Here is a 14852-nt window from a genome sequence, read left to right on the forward strand (position 1 = left end):
TTAGAACTCATATGCCTGAGCAAATGCTGCGAAGTCAATGATGTCAATCTTGTCATCGTCATTGAAGTCGAAGACAACATTGTATTTCTCATCGCCTACTACAGTGTTGTATGCCTGAGCAAATGCTGCGAAGTCAATGATGTTTACATGACCGTCACCGTTGCTGTCACCCTTCATCTCATCTACTACTGGAGGTAGTGCTGGTGCTCCACCGTTCATGTAGATACCAGTTCCATCAGTTGGATCGAAGGTGAACATCATTCTCTGGAATGAAGGCTCAATCTCCTTAGCAATCTTCTCTTCTACCACAGCTGCAAACTCACCGAAATTAGCGGCATATGAGTATGCGCCTGGATAGTCAGTAGAAGGTTGTGGATAAGCCAGACCTCTCAGGAATGCTTCATCGGCAGGACCTACTCCAAGCGTATTTACTGCTTCAAAGCCAGCTGCTATAGCAGCATCTCGTGATGCGATTGTAGCTGCCGCGTTGTTTGGGAAACCATCCGTTGAAAGGTCAATCACTTGCTTTCCGGATTGAACAGCTGGGAGGTTAGCCACTGCCATATTGATTCCAGCTGCCATACCTGTGCCGCCGTTATCCTGTGGCATAGCTAGAATTGCAGCTGCAATGCCATTAGCATCTGCCTGACTGTTGATAGGTGTCAATGGAACCCCAAGAGTTGTGGCTGATCCAAACTGGATTGCACATACTGAAACTGATCCATCCTGTGGTACAATTGCAGGATTGGCTATAGCATTTGCAATACCGGTCTTCTGTAGAACAAAGTCAGCTCCGCTAATGCTTCCAGATCCATCTATCAGGAAGAACATATCGGTATTCTGCTGATCGCCATCGCCATCACAGAACTTTGAGTTTGGTGCTGTGAATGAACTGGTCAACAGGTAGTCACCATCTCCGCCTGCATTTGGCACATCTGGGTAGACAAACTCCTTGTAGAAGTCTGGCATTGTACGGATGTGTAGCCACTTCCAGGTTTCCTCAGTTTCTACTGGGACAGTTGCTTTATCATTGATGCATCCTTCTCTGAGAATTTCCAGGAGGTTGGTGTGGAACCTGTCCTCATAGTCCTTACCAGTGAAGTATATCTCAGTTGCTGGCACGTTAAGGAACATGCGTTCTGCTACTGTGTCGTAGGCAGGGTTGATGTACTGGTCGTGATACCAAAGCAGATCATCGGTTTCACTGAAGTCGCGGTACTGTCCATAGTAGCATGTTGTATCTTCGGCTCCTGGCACATAGTGTGGAATGTCAATGTCATCGATCATAATGTGGTCGCCATTGAATGGTGGGAGCACTGGTATGATCTCATTGTTATCAACCATTTCCTTGGTTACTGAGAGGTCATTGAGCTTGACATCCTGGTGTTCTGGTATTGGGTTCCTGATGGTAATGTACTTGACAGTGTTATCTTCAGGACCATATATCATTGCAACAGCATATTCTGCACCGTCTACGAAGAATGACTCACCTGTGTGGACCAGACGTGCGACACGGATCAATACCTTGCTGCTATCTGTGCTGGTACCAAAGATCTGCATTACCCATGGTTCATAGAAGTTTGGTGTACCCATGCTTACGGTGTGACGTCCTGAACTCAGTAGTCCCTGCTCGACATCTATGGAGTGTAGACCTCCAATCTGTTCTGGGCCTGGGTATGTTGGGTTCTGTTCGTTGTTACCGTTGTAGAATACCTTTACAGCAACTCTGTCGATCTCGCCCTGTCCATCGTAATAGATACCTTCGATCTCTACAATGTGGTCAAGGAACTGTATCCTGTCACCAACAGCGAGTGCGAATATCTCAGAGCCGAGAGCAACATCCTTTCTTCCATCCTGGTTGAAGTCAGAAACTGCCATCAGGTATGTCAGGTCATCCTTACCGTCATAGTTAATGTCGAAACTGTCAAGACCGATCTGGTTAGCATCGTTATCTGCAGCTGGGAACCAGAAGTGTGTCCAGAATGAATAAGTCTGCCTTGGATCAAACGGTCTACGTGGGGTTCCATCAGGTGTTGCCATACCCCTTGTTGGCTGGAAGTGCTTGTCAACGAACATGTAAGTGTATTCGTTCACGACATCTTCCCAGATGTACTTGTTTGGCTCATCGAGCCATACGCGACCTGTTGGTTCATCGTATTCAGGTACGAACCACTGTCTGAAGAATACCTTCTCGTGTGAGTCCTTGTTATCCACAACAATTCCTGCCTTGATCTTGGCTGGATTGAGTGTTACGAAGTCCTTCTTAGGTGCTTCTTCATTCAATGGGTCAAATGGTGCTTCTGGATCAGTGTATGGGAATGCTGCATCCATGTTGTTTTCACCATAGACTCTGAGTCCATTGGTCTCGGTGTCTATTTCATTAACATAGATATCTTCTGCCCCTGTTTCCTGGTCATAGACGAACATAAGTCTCTGTGGCCAGACGAAGTTGTCAGGGTTGCAGATGTATTCCTCATAGTTATCACACAGCTCAGAATTCTCTGCTCTGAAGGAACTTGTGAACAGGAAGTCACCTGTACCATCATCTGCATCAGGCAGTGCTGGGTATACGAAAGTCTTGTAGAAGTCTGGCATTGTACGGATGTGTAGCCACTTCCATGCCTCGTCACCTTCAATTGAGCTAAGTTCTGCACCTTCATCGAGCATCTCGAGGAGATTGGTGTGGAACCTTGGTTCAATATCCTTGTCAGTGAAGTAGATAAACAATGGGTCGACATCGTAGATCTTACGCTCTTCTACTGTGTCATATGCAGTGTATATGCAGTCGTCCATGTACCACTCTCCGTCAGGAGCATTCATGTTGAGACTTGAACCTACATATCCTGTGTCATCACAGCAGTTCTCACTGTGTGGAATATTGATGTCATCTACCATTGTGTGCACCTTGTTGAATGGTGGCAGCAATGGAAGAGCTTCTTCATTGTCAACCATTTCTTTGACAATTGAGAGGTCATTAAGTACAACATCCTGGTGTTCTGGTACTGGGTTCCTGATTGTGATGTACTTGACTGAGTCATATTCAGGACCATAGATTGCAGCAACATCATATTCTGCACCATCTACGAAGAATGTCTCTCTTGTGTAGAGCTGACGTCCTACTGTCATCAGAATCTTGTCATGGAATACGCCTGTAGCTTCAATCTCAAGGTACCATGGTTCATAGAACTGTGGATCATTCATTGATACTGTGTGACGTCCTGCGCTAAGGCCATCCCAGCCTTCAACGTCAACGGAGTGCAGTCCACCAATCTGCTCAGGTTCATCGTTACCGGTGTAATATATATATACAGCGACTCTGTCAACCTGACCCTGTCCATCGTAATAGATACCTTCGACTTCTACAATGTGGTCAAGGAACTGTACTTTTTCACCGACTCCTACACCCAGAAGATCGGAACTGATCTGTATATCCTTGTAGCCATCGCGGTTGAAGTCACCGACCTTCTTAAGGACAACCATATCGTCTACACCATCGTAGTTGATATCGTAGCCATCAAGACCGATCTGATCATCATCGTTGTCTGCAACAGGGAACCAGAAAGTAGTCCAGTAGGACCTTGTTGGGCTCTTTGCGGTTGCAGCTCTTGGCTGGTAGTGCTTGTCTACGAACATGTAGGTATAGTCTGTTACTACATCTTCCCAGACATATTCATTGTGATCAGGTATCCACTCAGCATGCCAGTCAACAGGTGGGCGTCTGAATAATTCAGCATTGTCCTGACTTACGACTTCTTCTGTCTGAGCGCCATCAGTGCCTATTACGCATCTGAAGTCATCGAGCCATACCATACCGGTTGGTTCGGTGTATTCAGGTACGAACCACTGTCTGGCGAATACCTTCTGCTTGGAATCGATATTGTTTGCAACAATACCATCTTCCATTAATGCAGGATTAAATGTAACAAAATCTTTCATTGGCGATTCTACATTCATAGGATCGAACGGTCCTTCTGGATCAGTGTATGGGAATGCGGCACTGTATCCATTTTCACCATAGATCCGCAATGTGTTTACTTCGTGTTCATCAGCACTTGCAGTAGCTGCTACCATAAAAATTGCAATAAGAGCAATAGCAACTATTAAAATTTGGTGCTGGATCTTTACTTTCATCCTTAAAATCCTCCTTTCTAGCCATACCGACTTCCGATACCATCAAACATGACTTCGTCTCCACTCGTTAAATGCGTTTAATGATACCCAAGTAAAGTTGCCTTGGACGTACCCACTGACAACCCCAGATAAAGATTGTATGTTAGAAGTTATAAACCGATAAGAAATAGAGATTCAGACAATTGCTCTGGAATAAATGTTGCGAACATAGTTACGTAACATAGTTACGTAACAAATTGTTCTTATTTATTCACTTTCAGCTTTCATGGTAGTCGGTTCAAGACTGAAGATCATATCATACGTGAATGTCACCCATAAAAGGAATGGGAAAGCAATCCTTCCGATGGCATATATATAGAGCAGTTGTTCCTGATATGAAATGAACATTAGCTGCAGGAAGATAATCAGAAGATTAAATGCTATTGTTAGCACCAATCCCATAATAAGAATTCGAATCGTTCTGCTTCTCCCCAGAGCAGATGCAAGTATGAGAGCCATGAAAGGAATGAAATTCAAAGGTATATAGAACAAAATGAAATTTTCAAGATTTACATTAGGAGCACTAAAATATCTTCCCCCAACCGGCGACCATGCGATGAACAACACAGTCACATAAAGGAAGAATCTTTTAAAAAAAGGCATCATTCGTATCGTTTCCATAATTCCATACCCCCCGGGATTTGCTTTTTTGTATTAGATGTGCAATCTGTTTTTCGGAACATATATATCTATACTAAGTTAAGTTATTCATATCCACAAAAAATTATTATATGAAATAAGAATATGCAGGCCAATTTAAATTCTGAACTCAAATCTGAATTATGCTTTTGAATATGGACCTGCACACATATACTGTATTTTTATCTAGACCGAGTAGAAAATCTTCTCAGGCAGTAAACCATAGACATGGACATCAGCCCTGCAATGAAACCAAAACCAGGAGTTTCCTTGGCTTCACTTTCGGCATCATACATATTTTCTGCCCCCTGTTCCTGCAACGACCCTAAATCATCATCTTTAAGGGTACTTAGTTTGAAGACTACCGGCACATCAGATATTCCGATATTTTGAGCCTTAGCATCTATTATCTCATATATATCGCTGATAATTGTGCTCCTGTCGATATCTGCATTTTCGTTGATCCTTACTTCAAAGTAGCCATTGCTAGATACACCTGTACTTACAATTATTCCACTGAGGATGTAAGGTTCCAGTTCATCTTCTGTATCCAGGGAGATCCTATAACTATCCTGGAAGAACCATTGCCAGGACTCTTTCTCATTTTCTATTTCAGGTATTTGTCCTGCGGTTCCGATCACAGAAGGATCGTATACTGAACTTTTATCGTCTGCAAGAGATGCAAGAGATATTCCATTCATTGTTTTTACATTGCCGATCAGATCATGCAAGACATCACTGACCTGGGAACCTGTACCAGACCCGAATTCGACCGGTACGTCATCAATTCCCATAGTTTTTGCTTCGCCATCAATAATAGCGTAAATACCATCAATGTCAGACTGCTCTACTAAGGGTTCATAGAAGATAACAACCAGAGATCCTGCTGAATTTGTCCCCAGAGATATGATCTTACCCCGAGGATAAAATAATTCATTCTCAAAATTAGTATTCAGTTTGCTTTCAAGCATGAGCATATCAGCTTTATTCCCCTCCTGAATATTAGATGAACCACGCTGACTTACGACATGATAATCTTCCGGATGGAATCCAAATACATATTCATATTCAAGTTGGGATTCAGCAGTTGACTCTAATGTACTTGTTGTTGTTGGAATGGTAGCAGACTTTTCCACATCCCCAAGGCCAATTGTCTCAGGAACTTCCGTATCTTCAACTGAAGCATCCCCGATCAGAACAAAAGCACCTGTTGCTTCACCAGAGATATCATTTCTATTCTCATCAATTAGTCTTACCTCTTCAAAACTTACAGGATAAGTTCCGTCTTCGGAATCAGTTTTCACCTGGAACTCGATAGTCAGGAATTTCTCGTCAGAGACCTGGTGAGTATCACCTACGGCCGCAATTTCATATTTTATCGCTCCCTGGCCATCATCTCCGCTTCCTGGCCCAACAAGCATCTTTGTGCCAAAAGCACCCTCTTCCGTTAAGCCAGTCACTTTCAATGCATTTTGATCATAATTTAGTGATACACCTATAGCTGTCAGGTCATTGCCCTGTGAATCTACAATTATGCTTAATGTAAAAGTATCACCAGGAGATAATCCTTCAGGCGATTCAGGCGATATGTAAACATATCCTGCTGCAGATGCACTTCCGATTGTTATTGCTAAAAGTAACAAAACTGCAATTGAATACTTCAATACTCCAGTTCTAAAATTCATTATATATGTAACCCCCATTACTGATTTTCAGACACAATTTCAAATGTGTTAAGTAAGTTAGATATGGAATTTAAATTCTGACGATAAATATCTTCCTATGATAAACTACAAACAAATAAATTATTTTGTTCTGAATATCAGATCTCGATATATCAAAAAACTAATAAAAAGAGAAAACAGAAAAGGTTGAGAAATGAGCGACTGGAGTTTCACCCATTTCCCGGATTTGCTTTTCGGTGGTACGCTGGTGGTATTTCGGCGAAAAGTAAATATTTATGCCCTTACCCAAAATTTGAGCTCATAGAGACAAACATGGAGACAAATCATGACCACCTATAATACATTTCACTTCACGACTAATAAAACCAGAGGAAACATATCTTTGTATTATTGCTAAGTATGAATTTAATCTTATTTTTAAACATGAACCTGCTTCAGACTTTCCTCTTCTGCTGTTTTAATGATTTCTTTATTGTGATATTTGAATAGGTAGTATATGCAAAGATAATGATTCCCAACCAGATGATGGGCTCACCTATTGATTCTTTTCCGATAAAGGAAAGTGCAAGACCTACACTCAATATAAGGACGTTCGATCTCAATATTTTCTTATTCCTATGGAGATTTGCTATCTGCCTCTGCCTCTCATTAAGTTCTTGTTTTTTATTTTGATCCATACTTTCACATCAAACCTTGATTATCATTTCCGCTGCCTTTCTTATTCGGTTACTGACTGCTGCGCCAACTCCCAGATGGCTAAAAGAACCGTCAACAAGAATAACATCGACCTTTTTTTCATCCATATATCGTAGCCCGAAGAACAAACTGGATGCTGTTTCCTCCGGCTTATCCTTTCTACCAAGAGAGAATATCTCTTTGGATACAAAATGCTTTGCACTTTCCTCAGTTAGCAGCAAACCGATCTTTGCCCCACGCATTTGGAAGTCTGAAAACATTTGAGATATTTTTTTAGTAACATTTTCATTATTCCCTTCCACAAGAATAACATTTGCATCCGGCGAATAATGGGTGTATTTCATACCAGGGGAGCGAACCTCTTTATTATCAGGATGCACCTTATCATCATAACCAATATCCACCGAGCCGATTTCATTTTCTATATCTTGCTGGCTTACCATTCCCGGTCTTAATATGGCAGGAGGTTCTGTAGTCATATCTATTACAGTGGATTCAACGCCTACTATAACAGGACCTCCGTCTATAACCACGTCAATTCTCCCATCGAGGTCTGAAATTACATGCTCTGCAGTTGTAGGACTTGGCTTTCCAGACCTGTTAGCACTAGGAGCAGCAATCGCTTTTCCGGAACATTTGATAAGCTCCATGGCAACTTTGTTATCCGGCATGCGCAGAGCAACGGTATCAAGTCCCCCGGTCGTAATATCAGGAACTACTTGCTTACGCTCCATTATCAGCGTGAGTGGACCTGGCCAGAATATGTTCATTAGAAGTACAGCTTTATCAGAAATATTTTTTACGAGACTTTCACATTGCTCTTTTGAGCTGACATGCACTATCAACGGATTATCGGCTGGCCGGCCTTTTGCCTGAAAAATTGCCTTAACTGCCTCAGGATTCAATGCATCGGCACCCAGTCCATAAACGGTTTCAGTGGGAAAAGCAACTGTACCACCTTCTTTAATAATCGCTGCAGCTTCAGCGATTGCTTCTTCCAGATTGTTTTCATCAATTCGGAATATTCGGGTTCTATATGTTTTCATTTATTGAACCATAAAGTGCTTCAAAACTTATGTCTATTTCTATTTTTCAACGATACTTCTTAATGTAGGGTGGATTCTTGCACAGTCATCAAGGATTACATCATCCATGGCTGCAACGACCGCCTGCCGTACGCTTGCATGTAGCTCCAAAGATAATTCCACTCAACTCAATGCAATATCCGCATATTAGATAGTATATTCAGGTTGATAGAAAATATCAGTATACTTTTTATCATGGCAGTGTCCCCAGAGGATTAATCAGGCAATTGGTGCTGTAATTCACATATTAATATGAGCAGGGTATAAGGATTTTGATGCCCATACTTATTTATGTTTAATAAAAGTAATCAAATATATTTTATACATTTGGAGAGTTCAAATTACATTCACAGTGTTAAATAGTTTGACGGATCCATATACTCATCCTGTATTTTGAATAAAAGAAAAGACAAATCTTATATAGTATAGTGCCTTTTAGTGCGTTAGTGAGCGGGTCTATTTTTAACCCCCACTCCCACACTAACCCCCACTCCCCAACCCGCTCACAAGATTTACGGGGTTAGATAGTTAGGAGAAATTGTAATATTATACACATATTATCTGTATATACAACTTATCCCATAATTTATCTTTAATAATTATTTTTATAATCCTGTTTTTTACTTCGGCTAATCCTTTTTTGCGTAACTCTGCCCATACTCATCCACAATAGATTCCTTGCAAAGTCCCACACCGTGCCTGTGAGCAGCACGACTGATCATATGAGCTGCAATTGGTGATGTCAGCATCAGAAAGAGTCCTACTGTAATAGCTTTTATTCCCATGGAGTTCAGACCTACTTTTACAACGATGCCAAGCATAACCCCGAAAGCTCCAAGTATTGCTATCTTTGTCGTTGCATGAAGGCGATTGTAAACATCCGGTAACCTCAGAAGGCCAAGCATTCCAAGAAACACGAAGACCGTCCCCACAGTGAAAAAGAAAATGCTGATAGCATCCTGTATAAAACTGAAGTAACTCAAAATACCACCCCTTCATCGAGATACCTGGCAATAGCAACTGTTCCGACAAATGATATGATGGAAAGTGCCAGAGCTACGTCCAGAAAGAACACAGACTCCTGTACAAAGGAGTAAACACCAAGCATCACCACTATCACAGTAGTCATGGCATCCAATCCGACCACGCGGTCCGGAATGCTGGGTCCTTTCATTATACGATATATACATGGGATTATTGCCAATGCCATGAAAACCAATGCTACGTGAAGTATGCCAATGTTCATTCAAAAGCCTCCAGTACATATTCTTCAAGTTCTTCCCTTATAGAATCACGTACCTTATCCGAATCATCGATATCAATGCAGTGCACATAAAGAGTTGATCTATCATCTGAAACATCGATCGTTAAGGTCCCTGGCGTAAGAGTGATAGTATTTGCAATTGCAGTTATCCCTACATTTGTCTTAGCACTTATTGGAACAGATATGATCCCGGGTTTTATATCGATATTCGGTTGAATGATTATCTTTGCAACAGCAATACTTGCTTTTATGATTTCAACAATGAGTTTTGAAAAATATTTTATTTGTTTTGGTATCTGTTGCAGTCTTACTACAAGGGAATCCCGGGCTTCAAAATCATATAGTACCCTTAATGGTCTGAGGAGCAAATAACCTAATATCGTTCCTATGAGAAAATTGCCCGGGCTTATGTTACCACTTACGAAGCACCAGATAAAACCAAGTGCAATGGAATATATGAAACACTTTTTCATCTGACACTACCTCCCAGTACTGCATCAATATATGGCTGCGGATCAAACAGTTGAGACGTTATCTCCGTTGAAAGAGCTAAAAGGGGTTCCGGATACACTCCAAAGAATAGCACCGCACATGCAAGCAACATTAAGGCTATCTTGATCTGCGTGGTCGGATTACGACTCAAGTAGAGCTCTTCATTCTCAGGTTCCTTGAACTCTCCCCAAAAAATGGTCAGCCATGTGCGGAACAGATAAAATAGTGTAAAGATAGCAAATACCAAAGCTATTGCGATTGGAATATAGAAACCTGCACCAAGGCCAGCATCGAAGAGCACAAGTTTTGCAATGAACCCGCCCATGGGCGGAAGTCCTGCAATTGACATGGAACCCATCAGGAACACTCCGCCAAGGAATGGAGCAGTTCTAATGAACCCACCCATTTTTCGTATATCCTTTGTACCCGCATGGTAAAGTGTTTCACCTGTAGTCAGGAACAGCATGGATTTGGCCATTGCGTGGTTGACAAGATATACCAGGGCAGCTGTTGTTGTATAAGCAGTTCCCATACCTACCCCAAGCAGCACATAGCCGATCTGGCTTACACTGGAATATGCCAGCATTCTTTTCAGGTCATATTGTCCTATGGCTGAAGTTGCTCCCACTACGATGGTTATGAGTGACAACACTATGAGGATTGGCCGGGTTAAGAACAGCACATCCGGGAATAACAGATAATGGACCCTCAACATGGCATAGACACCGACCTTTATTACCATACCACTAAGCATTGCGTGGATAGGTGCAGGTGCCGAGGGATGCACGTCTGCAAGCCAGAAGTGCAGAGGGAACATCGCTGCCTTGTAGCCGAAAACAACAATGAACATCAAAGCGATGACATGAATATGCCAGGGCAGGGTGCCATTTTCACTAAGATATGATAATTTGACTGAGATGTCTGCCATATTGAGTGTACCCACGGTTGCATACAAAGATGCTATGGCAGTCAGCATCAGGATTATCGAAAACATGTTAAGTATCAGATACTTGAAAATGGCTTCTACCTTAGCTACCATTTTCGTGTGGTCCCCCCTTCCGGTCAGGACTATAAGTCCGCAGGAAGCCATTACCAATACCTCGAAGAAAACGAATAGGTTGAACAGGTCCCCTGTGAGGAATATACCATTGAGCCCTGCAACCATTATGTTGAAAAGTGGGAAAAAGGTTGTGTCAAGAGCTGTGTCCTTATGCATATAATCATGTGCATAGAGCATTGCCATCAGGGAAATGAAGGAGCTGAGGACTACCATACCCGAGCCCAGAAGATCAGCTACAAGTATTATACCATACTTGCCCCATTCTCCAACTTCATAGACAATAATACCATTTTCCCACACATATAATAAAAGTGCAAGGCTCATTGCGAACAAACCAGCAAATACAGTAGCATTGAGTATCTTCTGTAACCTGAATGTAGACCTCAGAAAAATCGTAAGGGCCGAGAACAGTATGGGTACTGCAACCAGAAGTATCGGGATGTTATGATATATATCCATTAACCTTTCAAACTCCTTACTTTGCTTATGTCTGTAGTTCCATGCTCCTTGTAGATACGGTATGAGAGTATCAGAAGGAATGCAGTTGTTGCAAGACTGATAACTATCGCTGTTAGTGTAAGTGCCTGTACCATTGGATCAACATATAGCATTTTCGTACCTTCAGGAACTATCGGGGCAAGAATACCATTTACGAGATCATCGGTGAAGATAATGCCTGATGAATGCTGAGCAGACTCGCTGGCAATTATAGGTGCTATCCCATCATTGTTTACACCTGATGAGATTATGAGCAGGTTCGCTGCATGGGAAAGTATTGTGATACCAATGACTACTTTTATAAGGTCCTTCCGAAGGAGCATGAAGGTACCAATTCCAAAAAGTAAAGCTATGGTTATGGAAAGCATTGTATTGTTCATTCGTCATCACCTGTGCTTTTGAATATATGGAGGATGCTACCAAGAACCACAAGGTACACCCCTGTGTCAAAGAGGGCTGCTGAAACCAGTTCAATTTCTCCGACAAATGGAAGGTCTAATATCATGAATGAGCTTCTGAGGAAATTATGCCCAAAGAGAATAGCTCCAAAGCCTGTAGATGCAGCCAGGATTAAACCTAAAGCGAACCATTTTTCCCATTGGTGCTTAAAGGCAGACCTGATGTACTTCAAGCCAAAGACAACGTACATTAGGGATATAGCCGAAGCAAACATCACCCCTCCAATAAATCCCCCCCCCGGGTTATTGTGTCCTGCTAATAAGAGGGATATTGAGAACAATATAGTGATGGGCACACATGCCTTTGTCACAGTTTTAGCGATAAGTGTTGTCATTTTCTATCAACTCCGCTCCTTATGAGGTTGTTAACTCCCAATGCTGCAAGACAGAGTACTACTATTTCCCCCAGAGTATCATATCCTCTGAAATCAACCAGTATGACATTAACAATATTGTGACCCGCTGCAAGAGGCACGCTGTTTTCTATGAAATAATATGAAAGAGATTCAAACGGAGACACTATACCCTGAGTTACATTCAGTGACAGTATCAGTACCGTAATACCCACTCCAGCCGAGATTACCAGATCCCTTACAAATACGGATGCAGTTATCTTTTCCCGGAAGGTCTGTGGCACTTTTACTATAACCAGCACGAAAATGATGGTGGTAAGTGTTTCCACCAGGATCTGCGTCATTGCAAGGTCAGGTGCCTGCAAATATATGAATATAAGACTTACGAGGTATCCAACTGCTGAAACTGCTATGATTGCCTGCAGATATTTCCTTAGGACAGCTGCAGCAAGAGCTGCTACCACTATGAGTCCCAGGACTATTCCTTCATATGCAGGGATATCAAAGTTCAGATCTTCAGGGATCAGTGTGGCCTTTACAAAGAAGATCGGAATTGTTCCAAGTGTTATGAACAGTAGCATAAGTGCAACAAGATATGGTTTTACCGGACCTGGCTGCATGACAGCTGCAAAGGATTTACTTTTCCCCATTGCTCCGTCCACCACCCTGTCATAGACATAGTTGACACTGAACCACGGATAACGCAAGTTTACCCTATCCTGCCATGCGCCAATGGAGTCATATTTAGAGTATACCAAAATACCGATAATTAGAGTGATGATCGTCATAAACAGGGGTGTTGTGAACCCATGCCATAATGCCACATGAAGATCCAGGTCTTCAAGCAGTATCCCCTCAGCTGCTGGTTCGATTATGTAGTCTACTGCAATGGAGGGAAAGAGCCCTATGAGAATCACAAGGATTGCCAGAATACCTGCAGGAGCCAGCATTGTAAATGAAGGGTCATGCACATGTTCGGGAAGGTGGCCATGCTGACGCTTGCCCAGGAATATACCGTCAATGAACTTTATCGAATATGCAAATGTGAATACACCAGCAAGCAATGCTGCTGCTGGTATGAGGTAGGCGAAAGGTCCCCCGAGTAGATGACCCATCTCTATGGCGGTCTCATAGAACATTTCCTTGCTCAAAAAACCATTAAGAGGAGGTATACCCACCATGGAAAGTGCAGCTATTGTGGCTATTATGAAGGTAATAGGCATTTCCCTCCGCAGCCCCCCAAGTTTACGTATATCCCGGGTTGCCGCCTCATGAGCAACAATACCCGCAACGAGGAAAAGACAGGCTTTGAAGGTTGCGTGATTGAGAAGATGGAATGTAGCTGCCACAACCCCAATACCTGGTTCGTGATATGTTGTGTAGCCATACATTGTCATCATATAGGCAAGCTGGCTTATTGTAGAGTAAGCAAGTATTGCCTTGATATCAGTTTGTCTGAATGCCAAAAATCCTGCCATCAGCATGGTGAATATTCCCAGTCCGCTTACAAGGATGAACCAGGCTTCAGTACCGGAAAAGATTGGATGGATCCTGGCGATTATATAGATTCCTGCCTTCACCATTGTAGCGGAATGTAAAAAGGCGCTAACAGGAGTGGGTGCTTCCATTGCATTGGGAAGCCAGATATAGAAGGGACCCTGTGCGGATTTTGCTGCAGCACCTATAACTATCAATATAAGTGTGATGAGAAATAATGGCTCTGCTTTTATGGATGCTATTGCACTTGGGTCGTGAAGCAGAGATGCTAGTTCAAAGGAACCTGTCATTGAACGAAGCAGGATGAAACCTGCAAGCATGAACAATCCGCCACCGGCTGTGAGCAACAGGGATTTGGTTGCACCATATATAGAAGCAGGCTTATCCCTCCAGTACCCGATGAGCATGAAAGATGTTATGCTTGTGAGTTCCCAGAAGATGAACAATTGCAAGGTGTTAGCTGAAAAGACCATTCCCAACATGGATCCCATGAAGAGCAATAAATTCTGATAATAGCGTGGAAGGTCTTCTTTTTTTGACATGTAACCATTGGAATACAACAGTATCATTACACCTATTCCAGAAACGAGCAGCCCAAACATCATACTGAGACCGTCTGCATAAAAGGATAGGTTAACACCCAGTGAAGGGATCCATCTTAATGAGCCCTGAATACTCCCAGTCCGAATTGTTTCAGGAACTACCCACGCGATTAGGAAGAAACTCAGGAGAGCAACAGAGAATGCGTACCACCCTATGTTGCCTTTCAGGACTTTCCCAACAACCGGCAGCATGAAAGCCAGTGCAAATGGTAAAAAGACTGCCAGGGCAATTATTGTAAAAGGATCCATATAAGCTTAGATTTAACTCCCGCTATAAATCATTAATGAAGCTCGACAAACAATAATGTGAAATACTAAGATGATGAATTCTCACCATAGCTCTTCTTTGCAGC

At 42.4% G+C, this 14852-nt stretch carries 13 protein-coding genes; all 13 read right to left on the bottom strand.

Annotated elements, in window-relative coordinates; genetic code table 11:
* The 13 genes from V7O66_RS06110 to mbhE all read right to left on the bottom strand — a co-directional run bounded on the left by V7O66_RS06110 (nt 1) and on the right by mbhE (nt 14748).
* Nucleotides 1-4131: a DUF1194 domain-containing protein gene (locus V7O66_RS06110; protein ID WP_406662208.1), complete on the bottom strand. Its 4131-nt coding sequence runs from the start codon at nt 4129-4131 to the stop codon at nt 1-3.
* Between the two features lie 246 nt (nt 4132-4377).
* A complete protein-coding gene (locus V7O66_RS06115; RefSeq protein ID WP_406662210.1) occupies nt 4378-4791 on the bottom strand; it encodes a hypothetical protein in 414 nt (137 codons plus the stop codon).
* Between the two features lie 200 nt (nt 4792-4991).
* Nucleotides 4992-6494, bottom strand: a complete 1503-nt coding sequence (locus V7O66_RS06120) for a cohesin domain-containing protein (protein ID WP_406662212.1) — start codon at nt 6492-6494, stop codon at nt 4992-4994.
* 434 nt (nt 6495-6928) lie between these two features.
* Nucleotides 6929-7171, bottom strand: coding sequence for a hypothetical protein (locus V7O66_RS06125; RefSeq protein ID WP_406662214.1), 243 nt, complete (start codon nt 7169-7171; stop codon nt 6929-6931).
* 9 nt (nt 7172-7180) lie between these two features.
* A complete protein-coding gene (locus tag V7O66_RS06130) occupies nt 7181-8236 on the bottom strand; it encodes an L-threonylcarbamoyladenylate synthase (protein ID WP_406662216.1) in 1056 nt (351 codons plus the stop codon).
* Nucleotides 8237-8275: 39 nt separating this feature from the next.
* The gene (locus tag V7O66_RS06135) at nt 8276-8398 is read right to left on the bottom strand and encodes a hypothetical protein (protein ID WP_406662218.1); all 123 of its coding nucleotides are present in this window, start codon (nt 8396-8398) and stop codon (nt 8276-8278) included.
* 506 nt (nt 8399-8904) lie between these two features.
* A complete protein-coding gene (mnhG, locus tag V7O66_RS06140; RefSeq protein WP_406662220.1) occupies nt 8905-9258 on the bottom strand; it encodes a monovalent cation/H(+) antiporter subunit G in 354 nt (117 codons plus the stop codon).
* Entirely contained in the window at nt 9255-9521 is a 267-nt protein-coding gene (locus tag V7O66_RS06145; RefSeq protein WP_406662222.1) for a cation:proton antiporter, read from the bottom strand. Before V7O66_RS06145 ends, mnhG begins: the two co-directional genes overlap by 4 nt.
* Nucleotides 9518-10012: a Na+/H+ antiporter subunit E gene (locus V7O66_RS06150; RefSeq protein WP_406662224.1), complete on the bottom strand. Its 495-nt coding sequence runs from the start codon at nt 10010-10012 to the stop codon at nt 9518-9520. The genes V7O66_RS06145 and V7O66_RS06150 overlap by 4 nt, the downstream gene beginning before the upstream one ends.
* Entirely contained in the window at nt 10009-11550 is a 1542-nt protein-coding gene (locus V7O66_RS06155; protein WP_406662226.1) for a proton-conducting transporter membrane subunit, read from the bottom strand. Before V7O66_RS06155 ends, V7O66_RS06150 begins: the two co-directional genes overlap by 4 nt.
* On the bottom strand, nt 11550-11969 hold the full coding sequence (locus tag V7O66_RS06160; protein WP_406662228.1) for an NADH-quinone oxidoreductase subunit K: 420 nt from the start codon (nt 11967-11969) through the stop codon (nt 11550-11552). Before V7O66_RS06160 ends, V7O66_RS06155 begins: the two co-directional genes overlap by 1 nt.
* Nucleotides 11966-12382 carry a monovalent cation/H+ antiporter subunit B gene (locus V7O66_RS06165; RefSeq protein ID WP_406662230.1) on the bottom strand — a complete coding sequence of 139 codons (417 nt, stop codon included), beginning with the start codon at nt 12380-12382 and terminating at the stop codon, nt 11966-11968. The genes V7O66_RS06160 and V7O66_RS06165 overlap by 4 nt, the downstream gene beginning before the upstream one ends.
* Complete coding sequence (gene mbhE, locus V7O66_RS06170) at nt 12379-14748, bottom strand: hydrogen gas-evolving membrane-bound hydrogenase subunit E (RefSeq protein ID WP_406662232.1); 2370 nt, start codon at nt 14746-14748, stop codon at nt 12379-12381. Before mbhE ends, V7O66_RS06165 begins: the two co-directional genes overlap by 4 nt.
* Nucleotides 14749-14852: the final 104 nt, after the last annotated feature.

It is taken from the genome of Methanolobus sp. ZRKC3, assembly GCF_045291275.1.
Lineage (GTDB): Archaea > Halobacteriota > Methanosarcinia > Methanosarcinales > Methanosarcinaceae > Methanolobus.